This window comes from Microcoleus sp. F4-D5 (assembly GCF_036704885.1).
Classification (GTDB): domain Bacteria; phylum Cyanobacteriota; class Cyanobacteriia; order Cyanobacteriales; family Microcoleaceae; genus Microcoleus.
Genome location: NZ_JAUBSX010000085.1, coordinates 1 through 14,242 on the forward strand (window position 1 = coordinate 1; position 14,242 = coordinate 14,242).

The window sequence follows — 14,242 nt, forward strand, 5'->3', positions numbered from 1 at the left end:
AAAACTTATGTTTTGCCGAGCTTGAATTGCCCATCAAGTGCGATCGCAATTTTTCCTAACTTATTCAGTAAGCCCTATTTAAACCCTGCAATTTCAAACCTTCTCCTGAACATTCTCGCCCAACAAACCCCCCGGCCGAAAAGCCAAAATCACCACCAAAACCCCAAACACCCAAGCATTAGTCCAGCGGCTAGACAAATACTGATCGCTCAAAGACGACAGCAACCCAATCAAAACCCCTCCTAACATCGCCCCCACAATATTGCCAATCCCCCCCAAAACCGCCGCCGTAAAAGCTCTCAAACCCGCCGTAAACCCCATCGTAAACACGATCGTATTGTTGTACAAACCCACCAAAATACCCGCAGAACCAGCCAAAGCTCCCCCAATCAAAAAAGTCAGAGCAATAATCTGATCGACATTAATCCCCATAATTTTAGCAGCATCGCGGCTTTGAGCAGTTGCCCGCATCGCCTTTCCCAGACGAGTGTACTGCACAAACACGTGAAGCAAAACCATCAATAGAACCGCCACCACCAAAACAATTAAATCTTTCGTAGTAAATACAATACTCGTTTGAATTCCCAAAGCTTTGAGAATATCAACTCGCGGCAACAAATCGGGAAAACTTTTCGGCGCAGCAGAATTAGAGCCCATCACCGGAATAAAAGCTTTCAATCCCCCCCAAAACAGCCCCATATTTTGGAAAATAAAAGAAACTCCAATTGCCGAAATTAAAGGAGCCAAACGGGGAGCATTTCGCAAAGGCCGATAAGCGTACTTTTCCACAACAATATTCAGCCCAGCACAAAACACCGAACATACAATTAAAGCAACTAACATCACCGGTATAGCAATAGCCAAAGGTGCGCCATCTTGCATCCCAAAAGCCCCGAACACGGTTAGGGAAGCAAAAGCACCCAACATATACAAATCGCCATGAGCAAAATTGATTAACTCAATAATGCCATAAACCATAGTGTAACCCAAAGCAATAATTGCAATCAGCGCGCCGTTGACAAGACCAACTAATAATTGTTGGATAAAAACTTCAGGACTGCTGACTATTTCTCCAATGATTTTTGGCAAATCAAATCCTGCGATCGGGCCTAATAGCAAAACTATATAAACTACACCTAGATATAAGAGAATACTTTTCCAGTTCTTCATGTTTTTGAGTAATTGGGAATTGGGAATTGGGAATTGGGAATTGGGAATTGGGAATTGGGCATCGGGCATCGGGCATGGGACATTGGAGGGAGAAGGAAAAAGGCATAATTTTTTATTATCCCTTCTTCCTTCTTCCTTCTTCCCGATATCCGTTACATCCGTTACATCCGTTATAAAATCCGTTGCCGAACTTCCCTCTTCCTTCTAATTAATTATTCGGTCTTGAGCGCATTCACGAACTCCCACTTGCCACCTTTAACAACATTTCCTGACATTGTAGTCAAGCTCGTGTCGCCGTTGGTGTCAAAACTCCAAGTGCCGAGTACCCCGTTAAAATCTTTAGTTGCCAAGACAGCTTCGCGGATAGCAGCGCGGTCATTTTTGCAAACTTTATTAATTGCGCCGATCGCAACTTTAGCAGCTTCATAGGCGTAAGCTGCATAAGCTTCCGGTTCAGCATTATATTTTGCCTTGTAACTTTCGTACCACTTCGCACCCACACCAGTCAATTCTTGAGGAGGCAAGCCGCCAAAAGTAGCGTAAACTCCTTCGGCATCTTTGCCCGCCGCGTCAATTAAAGCTTGCTCTTTAATGCCGTCGGGTCCCATAAACTTAACTGCATCAGCCGCCATCCCGACATTTCTCATGTCTTTAATTATTTGTCCGGCGTTGCTCTGAGTAGTGCCACCGAAGTAAATCAGGTCTGGATTTAAAGCTTTGATCTTATTCATTAACGCCTTATAGTCGCTAGCTTTAATATCAATTCCCTCTCTTCCGAGGACTTGAATTCCCAACTTTTTAGCAGTGGCTTCAAAAACATCAGCGATGCCTTTGCCGTAGAGTTCTTGGTCGTCGAGAATGTAGACTTTTTGCACGCCCAAAGATTTCGCCCAGTTGCCAGCTACAGCCCCTTGAAGGTCGTCAGCGGGGACAACCCGGGTGAAATTGCGAGTGCCTGCGGGATAATAAACGTTGGGTTCTTTGGCTTCGCCTTTTCCTGGTTTAGTCAGTCCCGGATAAGTGTTGGCCGGACTGATCATGACGATGTTAGCTTGGTTGAGCACGGGAATGGAAAGTTTGGCGGCACCCGAATTATAGTGACCGATGACGGCAACTACCGAACCGTCAGCGACGGCTTTGTTGGAGTTGGACGTTACTTGGGCTGGGTCCCATTTGCCGGCGGCGGCGGTGGCGTCATCGTAAACTTCGTATTGGATTTGGATTTTGCCGTCGCAAGCTTTGGAGTTGGTTTCGGCGAGGGCTTGTTGGATGCCGTTGACCATTGTTTGAGCTTGACCCAAGGCGCTGCCTGTCATCGGAAGCATGGAGACAATTTTGACAGTATTTGGGTCTCCGGGGCTGCTGACTGCGACGGGAGTGGCTGCGGGACTGGTTCCGGGGCTGCCTCCGGGAGTTGTGGCGGTAGGTGCTGGAGGATTTTGACAGCTAGCGCACAGAGAGGCTATTCCGGCGGCAAAAATTAATTTCCGCAATCCTCCGACGCCGAGATTGTGTGTTGAGTGGATTTTTGGGGATGTGGCACTTTTGCCCCCTGACTTCTTGGAAAAGTTCATAGGTTGGTTCGTTTGTTGCTTGCGTCTTAGCATATTTTCACTCTGTCAGTCTGTAAGTCAAGAGTTAGCACAAGTTTAAAAAATTTGTGTCAACTATCAAAAACAGACCTAGAAAGGCAACATCAGGACTTAGGCCGCTCCTGTATCAGCGGCGGCGGGGGCTGCCCGTAAAATGCGCGAGTTCGCGAGTCCATAGGGGTTAACTAGATCCGCGATCGCAGATTTCAGTAGATGTGTTGACATTGTGTATACAAAAAATCACAATATAAATATGCTAGGGCTAATAGCTCTAATTACTACTGTATCTAGCCAGAGGTAACTGTTATGCACCCGCCAGCATCTGAAGAATCAGTCAGCCAGACCCGCGATGTGACAATCAACATTCGAGCTCAGCCGAATCAACGCGCTCTCATCGATCGCGCGGCCCAATTACAGGGAAAGAGCCGATCGGAGTTCATGCTTGAATCAGCTTACCAAAAAGCTCAAGATGTTCTTCTAGACCGCTGTTTTTTTGGGTTAGATGAACTTAAATTTAAGCAATTTTTGGCGCTGCTGGATGCACCGCCGACGCCAAATCAGAAGCTAAACGCATTACTAAAAACAAAATCTCCGTGGGATTAGATCGAGATTTAGGTCAACTCTGCCCGCCTGAAAAACTGAACTCGTTACATCAAATTGAGACCTTTGATTCAGGCAACAGTCAGTTAGATGAATGGGTCAAGCGCCGCGCTCTGAAAAATGAGTCAGAGCGGGCTTCACGGACTTATGTTTTGTGCGATCGCCAAGCAGTCATTGCGTACTATTGTCTTGTAAATGGAGCAATAGCACAAACTGCTGCAACGGGTAAAGTCAGGCGCAATATGCCCGATCCGATTCCTGTTATGGTGATTGGACGGCTTGCCTGCGATCGCAACTGGCAAGGCCTCGGCATCGGACGCGCTTTGCTGCGGGATGCAATTCTTCGCACTTTGCAAGCTGCTGAGATTGCAGGGATACGGGCAATTCTCGTACACGCTATTTCGGAAGATGCGAAGCAGTTTTATCAGAAGTGCGGGTTTACTGTTTCGCCGCTCGATCCAATGACACTCACGGTGAAAATTAGCGATGCCATTGCTTCACTTGAGCTAAAGTGACAGATCGCCATTTCAAGTTTGAGTTAAATCATCTTGTCACAACTAACGATGCTCTTTCGTCTTATCTATAAATACCTTACAGGCTTCAACAGGAGGTTCGTAGATGAGAATTTTGGTTGCAGGTGCAACGGGGGCGGTCGGTCGTCCGCTGATCGCCCAATTGCACAGCGCAGGACATGATGTAGTTGCATTGACTCGCACTCCAGAAAAAGCGCGGATTTTAGCTGAACGAGGCGTGGAACCGGAACTCGCAGATGTGTTTGATGCAGGTGCCCTCAAAGCTGCTGTGATTCGCGCTCAACCGGAAGTTGTAATCGAACAACTCACCTCTCTGCCTAAAACCTACACCCCTGAGACAATGCAGGCGGCAGCAGCACTCAACGATCGCATCCGTCTCGAAGGAGGTGCAAATGTCCTAGCTGCAGCGCAAGCGGCTGGCGTGCGTCGTTACATCAGGCAGTCGATCGCATTTTGGGCGATTCCCGGTACAGGATTGGCCGATGAAGAAACACCCCTAGCCTTAGATGCTTCGCCCGCAGTTGCAGACGGAACCCGCACCCTGAATGAGATTGAACATCGCTTGCTAGGGAACCCCAATCTAGAAGGAATTGTCCTGCGTTACGGCTTCTTCTACGGGCCCGGCACTTGGTACGCAACCGATGGAGACGTTGCCGAACAGGTGCGGCAGCAACAGTTCCCGATCGTCGGAAATGGCGAAGGTGTATGGTCTTGGGTTCACATTGAGGATGCGGCCATGGCGACGGTGGCGGCAGCCGATCGGGGAAATCCCGGTATTTACTTGATTGCGGACGATCGGCCCTTAGAGGTGCGCGTGTGGCTTTCTGCTTATGCCCAGTGGCTCAATGCTCCACCGCCACCGCAGGTATCTGTTGAGGATGCTCTGCGAATCAGCGGTGCAGATGCTGTCTACTACGGCACCCAGTTACGAGGTGTATCCAATGCTAAGGCAAAACGCGAACTAAATTTTCAACCGCGATCGTTGGAATGGCTTGTTAAAACTTCCGTTGAAGAGGGCCAACTGACAATTTAATCTCGATCGGGCTAACACTAAAAGTTGTTTGGAAAGCTTTCTAATCAGGGAGAAATAAAATGAAGATTGCTCAATATGGAACAACGATCGCGGTCATCCATGCGATCGCAAACGGACTGCATGGTTTAGCGCATTTGGAAATCCCAGTTCCCCTCTCTCTCCTTCAGAGTTTGTTTGTGGGTATGGTGATTTTTCTAATTCCCATCATTGCAGCCGTTTTGCTTTGGACAGAGTTCTATCGCATTGGTAGCTGGCTCTTACTCAGTTCAATGGCTGGATCGATCCTGTTTGGACTCTACAATCATTTCATCGCGATCGGTCCAGATCATGTGTCTCAAGTTGCCTTTGCAGGCTGGGGTTTGGTGTTCCAAGTCACAGCCATCCTGATATTAATTGTGGATGTATTAGGAGCTGGAATTGGCTTCTGGGCATTGAGAACTATTCAGCAACAAGAGCAGGGGGCTTTATGAGTTCTCTGGATGATTTTAACCACCATCGTCCGTTGCTGTTCTCGATCGCCTACCGAATGCTGGGAACTGTCACAGATGCCGAAGATATGGTACAAGAAACCTTCCTGCGCTGGCAACAGACGGCGAACTCCACGGTGCGATCGGCAAAGACTTATCTGACAACTATTACTACTCGTCTCTGCATCGATCATTTGCGATCGGCGCGCGTCCAGCGAGAACAATACGTCGGTACCTGGCTACCAGAACCGATGTTAACGCAACAATCCGAAAATTCAACCGATCTAATGGAATTAGCAGACTCGCTCTCGATCGCATTTTTAACTGTAATGGAGCGTTTATCTCCGATCGAGCGGGCAGTATTTCTACTCCGCGATGTGTTCGAGTATGACTATGACGAAATCGGTCAGATGATCGGCAAGAGTCCCACCAACTGTCGCCAAATCCTGCGGCGGGCGAAGCAGCATCTTGCCGACCAACGTCCTCGTTTCCCAGTTTCTCGGCCTCAACAAAAGCAGGTTACATCCCAATTTTTAGATGCCTCCACCAAGGGAGATTTGCAAGATTTGTTGCTGCTGCTGGCGAAGGATGTGACGTTTTGTTCAGATGGTGGCGGCAAAGTGATTGCAGCCATCAAGCCGATACATGGAGCAGTAAAGGTGGCTCGGATGCTGTTAGCCATTCGTCGGAAATGGCTGCTTAATTCTGTCTCTCACTTAGCCGATATCAACGGACAACCAGGCATTATCCAATATCTCGATGGCCGCATTCACAGTGTGATGACGTTTGAGATTGTGGATGGCTGCATTCAGTCTATTTACAGTGTGCGGAATCCAGAAAAGTTAGAGCGGATTGGCCAGGAGATATCTTTAGAGAAGTAACCGAAAACCATCGGTGAGTTGATTCAAGTTTGAGCTAGCTCATAGAAGCTGTTGAAATGCCATTATACGCTCGAAGCAGATCGACTTAGGGAGGTCTTGAATAACAAATGCTGCTGTTCTAAAAAAGACACTAATTCTGGAGAGTTTGACATGGATAGTATAGCGGTTCTAAGAAAGATTAGGTACGTAGTTGGGCTTGGGCCCTATACGTTTCAGTGGTTATATAAGCAATCACTCATACCTCATCTTTCTGAGAAAGGCTATATATGTTTGATGAAGTTCAAACTGCACTAAGTCATGAATTTCGCCGTCCCAAGGTGGATAATCTATACGACGTGTTCGCGAACATCCGCGATCGCGAAGACGAACACGTCAAAACGATGGCGGCACTCCAGAAACCAGAAGCGCGGCTAACTTTCAAAAGTCCCCATACAGTTGTTGAAGCGGTCGCTGCCAACGCAGATAAAACGGGTTGGTTGTAGGAGGTGTTATACTTAAAAACCGGGTTGCAATTCGATATGAAGGATGGCAGTCCAATCAGTTCTACAACATTGTTAAGAACTATGAAAACACTACTGAAAAAATCAGCGTTACTCCTTGCTCTACCAATCTGTGTCTTAGCTAATTTTTCCTTACCTGCGTCTGCTGATTCTACTGCTGACCTCATCCTCAGTACGAGATGCCAGGGTGGTTACAAAATTAATATTTGGAAAAAGAAGGCTTCGGGCGAACTGCTATATCGCTCGACCAGTTCCAACGGTAATTTAAGTTTGGGCGGAGGTACTAGCAAAGCTACAGAAGGCGTTCGAGTCTATAAGTTTCGGAAGGGCAATTATGAATATTGGGTGTGGGATGGCACGTTGGATAGCCGGCAGTCTGGAACTTTAGAGGTGTACAAAAACAACCGTATCTTGATGCGGAAAGCTTGTACGAAAAGTTGAATTTTTTAGCCTGACTAAATTAATTGATTACAGACAACGGCAAATTAACAAGGAGTGCGTTTGTCCCCACTGTCGGGCAATGATGCCAGCTATTTCCGAAGTAAAAATTACTTCAAACATTAGCATCTGAATGTCAATCAGACCTGCGATGTTACAATTAAAAGACGTTAGCTAAAAGATTGGAGGTTGGCTCGCGCATGGTTGAGTTGCAATCAGATTTAGAATATGTGGTGAACGATCGCCTAAAAGTCTCTCTCGATGCGATCGCGCAATTTTGCCAGCGCTGGAACATTGTCGAATTTGCCCTGTTTGGCTCGGTGCTGCAGGATGATTTTCGCCCTGATAGCGATGTGGATGTATTAGTTACTTACGAACCCTCGCACCGCCTCACGCTGTCTCATTTATTGGGTATGCAGGAAGAGATAGAGAATTTATTTCACCTTCCTGTAGATTTGGTGGAAAAAAAGCTGTTAAAAAATCCCTATCGGCGATCGAACATTTTGAAAACCTATCGAGTGATTTATGCAAGCGGGCGATCGGTATAGTGCTTCACTTTGCGACATGGCGCAGGCAATCCGTCGGATTCAGGAGTTTACGGCTGATGCTTCTTGCGAGACTCCGGCTTGAAAGTGTTTTGATGCAAAGTGCCGTAGAGCGGCAGTTGGGGATTTTGGGCGAAGCCGATCGGAGAGTTTCGATCTAATTTCAGCAGTTCCATCCCGAAATTGATTGGCGAAATGCGATTAACTTACGCAATATTTTAGTTCATGGTTGACTTAATTAAACAGAAATGGTTTAACAGATAGAATCATACGATCTAACTCAGTTTTGTTGTGTTTGAGAAGATCGTGTCCCCATAATTCATTCGTGTTATCGGAACAGTCATTTGCAAGGGTTTCTCCGATCTGCTCGAGCTTTCCCGTTCCGATACTCTCAAACTTCTTTTTAATACGCTTTAAATCCTCTGGTTCAGATAACACTCCAAGAATAAACACTCTATCTTGCAGATCCTCTGGGATCTGACTCTTTACATAACTCAATCGCTCTCCTTGCCGATCGAAATCAATCAGCAAGACCATCATTCTTTTTGGAAATCTTCGCATTTCCGAGACATGATTGTCTTTGAAGTTATCCAGAAGTTTTCCCCAACCATCAGCAATTGGTAAGACTTGAATAGCATGTTCCTTAACGTTTGAGTTGAGAATGAATCCGGTGGCAATTTGGCGATTAGCATCATCTTCTGGCAACACAAGAACATGGTGTTGATACTTATTAACAGTCATAATTCTATGTCGCCACGAATCAAGGTATCTACAAGATCGCCACTGACAGGTATATCGCTAAGCAACCTAACCAAGGTTGGCTCTAAGTGACTTTTTCGATCGAGTACAAAGGTATTTTCATCTGAAAACTTTCGGATTGCTTCTTCATTATGTGAGGTTGCTATAATCTGACCGCTATTTTTAAATGAGCGTCGCAGTGATGTAACAAAATGTCCAACCTCTGACAGGGAAAGATAGTTATCAGGTTCGTCCCAAAAGCAAAAAAGTGGCCCGTAGTATTTGTTGGCAGCTAACACAACAGCACAAAGAAAAAAGCATTTCTCCCCATCAGATAAGTCTTTAAAGTCAACACTCAGATTGGCATTCTTTGCTTCAAACCGAACAATCATACTTTTAGAGTCTTTCCCGATTTGTTCATTCAGAAAATCCTGAAAGTCAGGCATAACTTCTTGGAGGTATCTGTAAGCCTGTGTGTAGGCAGCAGGGTAGCGACTGAGTAACCCAGAGAACCACTCCCCAAAATTTGAACCGTCTCGTTTTGGCTCCAACGTTTCCCCGTTAGAGTCTCCACTCATCAGGCTTGGGATCGGGGCTAAAATAATCGTGCGCGCCAGCCAAGTCTTGAAAAGACGAAGCGGATCGGTTTCTGATTGTTCCTGAATCACTGGAAGAGCAACGAGATGCCAATCCACCAGAAACTGAGCTTCAGGATTTCGCTGGCTGTGGCTGGTGTAAAGAGTGACTTGGGCTTCCTTGCGAGAGTAAATTGGATTTCCTGAAATTAACAGTTGTTCTTCAAAAACTCGAAGCTCTCTAAAGTTGTCGGGTAATTCCAATGCCAGGATATATTTGTATAGTTTATTGTCAAGTAATACTTCTATCTCAAATCGAATTGGAACATCAGACCTGCCTCGATTGAAATCTTTCGGATCGATAAGACCCAGATGATTTTTATCAAAGTCACGCATTCTGTTAATGCCTCGACCGATGTGTTGAAGGATTTCCAATACAACACGGATGGTTGATTTACCTGCACCATTTTTCCCAATTAAAAGGGAGGATGGCATCTCTTTGAGAATCAGTTCAAAGTTCTCCAGGCATCTGAAGTTATGTACGTATAGTCTTTGGAGCATAGAAAAACGACTCCGAGAGTGAAAAGTGAAAAAACTGGTCAGCTTAATTAACCAATATACAATATTTCCACTTCAGAGCACCTAAGCAGGTGATGGTAGATGTAGGGAGAAGTCCGCCCGTACCTGCCCCGGATGAAGCGGCGCAACCGAGCGGGGGATTGGCCCTACAAAATTATGCAGAAAATATGAGCGGGCGATCGCCCACACACAAACAAAAGATGCACGATCGCCTCATTGTAACAGTTGCCAAATATCAACTAGATTGCGAAATCAAATCCGAATCCTTTTTTTCTTTTGAGCGATCGACACTAAAATCTTCATAGTACGATCGCTCAGTATTCACATCCCACAAATCGTGCTTTTCCCCGAGAATATTTCTCACGGCCAGCATTCCCGTCAGCATGGAATGGTCTTGGTTGTTGTATCGGTGCATACCGTTGCGCCCGATCGTCTGCAAATTCTCAATTCCCTTCAAAAAACCTTCAAGTACCTGCAAGTGTCCTCGATATTCCCCATCATAAACTGGATAAGCTTTAAGTTGCCGTATGACAACTCCATCTTCCACATCCGCAGTTGTTGCTAACCCCAAACCAACCAACTCGCGAGTTGCTAATTCGACAAGTTCCGCGTCCGACATTTCCCAAATCTCGTCGCCTACGCTACAGAAATATTCCATTCCCAAACAACTTTTGCTGGCGTCGGGAACTAAAGCGGCGCTCCAATTCTTAAAGTTTTGAATTCGTCCCACTTTGACTTCGGGGGAGTGAATGTAAATCCAGTTGTCAGGAAACAAATCCTTGCGATCGACAATCAGCGCTACAATCAAAAAATCTCGATACTTGAGCGATCGCGCGGCGTGCAACACCTCTTCTGGCGGCTGCGGTTTCAGCCTTGCTACCAGTGCAGATATGGGCATACTCGTAATAAAATTATCCGCCGAATATTGAACTAATTCTCCGTTATGCTCAGCAGTAATACTTTTAATTTTATTCCCTTCACGTTCAAAGCTAATCACTTTAGTATCGAGATAAACTTTGCCGTCTTTATTTTCCACTGCTTCCGCAAACTTTTCCCACATCATCCCCGGCCCCAAAGCCGGATAATCAAACTCTTTGATTAATGTTTTGGTGTCGTTGCTGCCAAACAAAGCATTAATAATTGCTGTCGTCAGGGACAATCCTTTAATCCGCTGCGCCGCCCAATCTGCTTGAATTTCCGAACAAGGAATGCCCCAAACTTTTTCAGTGTAAGTCTTAAAAAATGTTTTATACAAGCGTTCCCCAAAACGATTGATCACCCACTGTTCAAAAGTTTTTTCTTCCCGAAGCGGCCAAATTCTAACTTTCAGATAACTCAAAATAATCAGCGTACTCTCAATTATGCCCAAATTAAATAGAGTATTGAAGGCACTGATCGGATAGTTAAAAAATTTACCTCGATAAAAAATTCGCGACAATCGCGGCACTTTAATAAACTTATTTCCCAGTACCTCTTGCCACAACTGCTGCACGGCTTCAACTTTAGTATAAAAGCGGTGGCCGCCAATGTCGAAACGATAACCTTTGTAGGTTTCGGTGCGAGCTATTCCCCCAACTTTATCACCTTTTTCTAGTACAACAGGGATGATGCCTTGCTTGACTAGCTCGTAGGCAGCAGTCAAGCCCGCAGGACCTGCACCGACTATCGCAACAGGATAATGTTTCACTCAGCCTACCTCCAGCTTTTGAATCGAACTATACAGTTATTTATAACTTGTCAAAGTGATAGATGCACCCGTGAATACCCTGAGAAACTATGAAGCGACCTGATGTTGAATGACGATTCGCCTTGATTTATTGAGCGGATACTGGCAAGCTAACTTTGCCAGTCCAGGGCTTTTTTTGGTATAAGTAGCGACCAGTGCCGATCGCAAATGCCAGTCCGCTGTAAAAGTAAAAAAGCCAGTGCCAAGGAATTGTTTTCAGAGCAAATACGATACCGTGTTTGCGGTAAAAAAATCGGTAAAGCTGTGCATTAATTGCTACCAGTGGTATTGCCAGCAAGCCAGCCAGCAGCAGAAAGCTCAGCGACCAGCACGTCCCCAAAACTGCCAGCAGGACTCCATAAGTTAAAATCACGCTGATCCGGTTTGAAACTTGCAAATTGAGGTCATTATTCAATTTGCGATCGCGCCAAATCAGTTCTGTCCAAGGCAGCGCTCGGTAGAAAAAGTCAGCTTTCACCATCCCCATCGGTTCCCACCGCTTTAAATGCTTCACCTGCAATGTTTTGCACAGCCGAATGTTATAACCTGCTTGTTTCAAACGGTAGCCGAGCTCAATATCTTCGATCGAAGCTTGGCGGTAACTCTCATTAAAACCACCCATCTGCAAAAAAATTTCCCGGCGAATCACTCCGCAAGCTCCCCAAAAAGTTGAAGCTTCTTCATTACCTGTTTGGTGCACGTAGTGGTGCAGCAAGTTCCTGTACTGCGATAGAAAATCGGGATCTCCAGGAGCATCGTCGTAAGAGCCGATGAAAGCCGCCAAGTAGGGGTTATTTTTGAACACCGATATCGCATAGCCCACAGCTTCTGGACAAACAGCGACATCAGCATCCACAAAAAACAGAATATCTCCCTTCGCAGCTTGGGCGCCCAAATTCCTTGCCCGCGCTGGCCCCCCGCATTCGGGAATCCTGATGACTTTGGCGCCGAATTCCTTGGCCAGACGCCAGGAACCGTCGCTTTCGCCATCTGCTACTACAATAATCTCGATCGGTCTGGGCACAGCTTGAGCCAGTTTTGACAAACAGGTGCGGAAGTAAGCGCCCCCGTTGTGGACTGGGATAATGACGGATACAGTGGGATCGGCGGTAGAAATCATTACCTAAATTGTTTAAATTGCAGGAACCAAAATTTGCTTGAATTTTATTGGTGCTACTTTACGAAGGGTAAAATTAGCTCTACTTTTTTATTTATAACTCGATTCCTGTTTGCATTCAACTAGATTTTTTGCTGGCATTCTCGATTGAATTTTTCCCAATTCATACCTGTATTCTACGCCATATCTTGCTGAGGCTGACCTGATGCAGACAACAGCTTTACAAAATCTTTAAATATAGGATTGTTTGTGTAAACTTGCGAAAAAGCCCCAGCAGCATTTTGGTGCCTTTGCCTTGCACCGAACAAGACTGTGATTTTACAAACAAGCACACCGTATAAAATCAAACATACTTTCTACGGAGACCCGCAGGCTGTCAGGACTTGTCCGGTACAGTTTCTTTTACAGACCTCATCCGCGAGTGACTCCTGAACCAAGTCTCTATCCCGACTTCGGCATCACTTCACATTTTAGGACTTTTGGCAATATATTTTAAATATAGGTCTTAAAATTTGCGACGGTGTACGATCGGGCTTTCGTAATTTGCTAACATACCCTTAGCTAGATCCCTTTGAGGCAAAACTTTTACATAAACCAGTTTTTATATTACATGGACACCTCCCAAAACAATTTAAGTCACCCATTAGTTTCGGTAATAATACCAGCTTTCAATGCAGAAAAATTTATTGTTAAAACATTAGAATCTGTTTTATCTCAAACTTATCAAAACATAGAAGTTTTAGTAGTAGACGACGGCTCTACAGATACAACCCCCGAAATCGTCAAATCTTTTGCTCAAAAAGATAGCCGAGTCAGGTTGTTCCAGCAGTCCAATGCCGGCGTCGCCGCCGCCCGCAATTTAGCAATTGAAAAATCAAAAGGCGAATATATTGCTCCCATCGATGCCGACGATATTTGGTATCCGCAAAACCTAGAAAAACAAGTCGAATGCTTAATTAAATCAGAACAATCTGTAGGAGTTGTCTATTCATGGTCACTTGATATCAACGAAAAAGACTTATTCACAGGGGGATTTTACAACTCCACCATCGAAGGAGAAGTATACAAAGCTTTAGTTTATAAATATTTTATGGGTAATGCGAGTTCATCTCTGATCCGCCGCATTTGTTTCGAGAGAGTCGGCGGTTACAATTGCCAATTGAAAGCCGAAAACGCCCAAGGCTGCGAAGACTTGGAACTTTTTCTCCGCATCGCTGAGCATTATCAATTTAAAGTAGTGCCAGAATTTTTAGTTGGCTACCGACAGATTTCCAGCAGTATGTCTTGCAACTATGCAGCAATGGCAAAATCTCACTCTCTAATTATGGCAGATGTCCGGGAGCGGCATCCTGAAATTCCTGCCAATATTTATCGCTGGTCTAACAGCAGTTTTTATATATACAATTTAGCCGTTAAAAGCAACCGTAACGGCAACCATCGCAGTACATTATTTTGGCTGTATCGAGCTTTTCGAGAAGATTTATTCATGACTGTATTACGCCATAATTTCTACATTTTATCAATAGAAAGTATATTAAAAATTCTACTTTCACCAGTTACTCAATCTTTGCCAGACTTAAAATCAACATCAACAGAGACTGAAGGCACAACAATTTCCACCATCAAGAGGCGAACCGTGATTCATAAAATGCTCCCGTCCCAGGTTTATGAAAGAATGCGATTCAATAATTTTGCCAACCGATAACGCGAATAAACCCAACATCAAAAACCAGATTTCTTAAAGAAAC

The 14,242-nt window shown here is 45.2% G+C and carries 16 protein-coding genes; 9 read left to right on the forward strand and 7 right to left on the reverse strand.

The features are described 5' to 3' along the window. Window positions 1–93: 93 nt before the first annotated feature. Window positions 94–1,239: a branched-chain amino acid ABC transporter permease gene (locus QUA80_RS27730; protein WP_333428193.1), complete on the reverse strand. Its 1,146-nt coding sequence runs from the start codon at window positions 1,237–1,239 to the stop codon at window positions 94–96. Window positions 1,240–1,382: 143 nt separating this feature from the next. Beyond that, window positions 1,383–2,744 (reverse strand): branched-chain amino acid ABC transporter substrate-binding protein, encoded by a 1,362-nt coding sequence (locus QUA80_RS27735; RefSeq protein WP_333428194.1) that lies wholly within the window; start codon window positions 2,742–2,744, stop codon window positions 1,383–1,385. 324 nt (window positions 2,745–3,068) lie between these two features. On the opposite strand from QUA80_RS27735, the gene QUA80_RS27740 reads away from it, so the two are divergent. The 8 genes from QUA80_RS27740 (at window position 3,069) to QUA80_RS27775 (ending at window position 7,762) form a co-directional block, all read left to right on the forward strand. After that, window positions 3,069–3,365: a DUF1778 domain-containing protein gene (locus QUA80_RS27740; RefSeq protein ID WP_333428195.1), complete on the forward strand. Its 297-nt coding sequence runs from the start codon at window positions 3,069–3,071 to the stop codon at window positions 3,363–3,365. Beyond that, window positions 3,356–3,877 (forward strand): GNAT family N-acetyltransferase, encoded by a 522-nt coding sequence (locus QUA80_RS27745; RefSeq protein WP_333428196.1) that lies wholly within the window; start codon window positions 3,356–3,358, stop codon window positions 3,875–3,877. Before QUA80_RS27740 ends, QUA80_RS27745 begins: the two co-directional genes overlap by 10 nt. Window positions 3,878–3,980: 103 nt before the next feature. After that, entirely contained in the window at window positions 3,981–4,928 is a 948-nt protein-coding gene (locus QUA80_RS27750) for an NAD(P)-dependent oxidoreductase (protein ID WP_333428197.1), read from the forward strand. Window positions 4,929–4,987: 59 nt separating this feature from the next. Further along, window positions 4,988–5,398 (forward strand): hypothetical protein, encoded by a 411-nt coding sequence (locus tag QUA80_RS27755; RefSeq protein WP_333428198.1) that lies wholly within the window; start codon window positions 4,988–4,990, stop codon window positions 5,396–5,398. Further along, entirely contained in the window at window positions 5,395–6,276 is an 882-nt protein-coding gene (locus QUA80_RS27760) for an RNA polymerase sigma-70 factor (RefSeq protein ID WP_333428199.1), read from the forward strand. Before QUA80_RS27755 ends, QUA80_RS27760 begins: the two co-directional genes overlap by 4 nt. A gap of 266 nt (window positions 6,277–6,542) precedes the next feature. Then, window positions 6,543–6,758 carry a hypothetical protein gene (locus QUA80_RS27765; RefSeq protein ID WP_333428200.1) on the forward strand — a complete coding sequence of 72 codons (216 nt, stop codon included), beginning with the start codon at window positions 6,543–6,545 and terminating at the stop codon, window positions 6,756–6,758. An 81-nt stretch (window positions 6,759–6,839) separates the two neighbouring features. Next, window positions 6,840–7,217, forward strand: coding sequence for a hypothetical protein (locus QUA80_RS27770; RefSeq protein WP_333428201.1), 378 nt, complete (start codon window positions 6,840–6,842; stop codon window positions 7,215–7,217). A 197-nt stretch (window positions 7,218–7,414) separates the two neighbouring features. Further along, a complete protein-coding gene (locus tag QUA80_RS27775; RefSeq protein ID WP_333428202.1) occupies window positions 7,415–7,762 on the forward strand; it encodes a nucleotidyltransferase domain-containing protein in 348 nt (115 codons plus the stop codon). A gap of 47 nt (window positions 7,763–7,809) precedes the next feature. On the opposite strand, the gene QUA80_RS27780 is transcribed toward QUA80_RS27775, so the two are convergent. The 5 genes from QUA80_RS27780 to QUA80_RS27800 form a co-directional block, all read right to left on the reverse strand. Beyond that, window positions 7,810–7,935, reverse strand: coding sequence for a hypothetical protein (locus tag QUA80_RS27780; RefSeq protein ID WP_333428203.1), 126 nt, complete (start codon window positions 7,933–7,935; stop codon window positions 7,810–7,812). 58 nt (window positions 7,936–7,993) lie between these two features. Continuing rightward, complete coding sequence (locus QUA80_RS27785) at window positions 7,994–8,500, reverse strand: hypothetical protein (RefSeq protein WP_333428204.1); 507 nt, start codon at window positions 8,498–8,500, stop codon at window positions 7,994–7,996. Further along, entirely contained in the window at window positions 8,497–9,633 is a 1,137-nt protein-coding gene (locus QUA80_RS27790) for an AAA family ATPase (RefSeq protein ID WP_333428205.1), read from the reverse strand. Before QUA80_RS27790 ends, QUA80_RS27785 begins: the two co-directional genes overlap by 4 nt. Window positions 9,634–9,886: 253 nt before the next feature. Continuing rightward, a complete protein-coding gene (locus QUA80_RS27795) occupies window positions 9,887–11,338 on the reverse strand; it encodes an NAD(P)/FAD-dependent oxidoreductase (RefSeq protein ID WP_333428206.1) in 1,452 nt (483 codons plus the stop codon). A gap of 127 nt (window positions 11,339–11,465) precedes the next feature. Next, entirely contained in the window at window positions 11,466–12,497 is a 1,032-nt protein-coding gene (locus tag QUA80_RS27800; RefSeq protein ID WP_333428207.1) for a glycosyltransferase family A protein, read from the reverse strand. A gap of 607 nt (window positions 12,498–13,104) precedes the next feature. On the opposite strand from QUA80_RS27800, the gene QUA80_RS27805 reads away from it, so the two are divergent. Next, complete coding sequence (locus QUA80_RS27805) at window positions 13,105–14,199, forward strand: glycosyltransferase family 2 protein (protein ID WP_333428208.1); 1,095 nt, start codon at window positions 13,105–13,107, stop codon at window positions 14,197–14,199. Window positions 14,200–14,242: the final 43 nt, after the last annotated feature.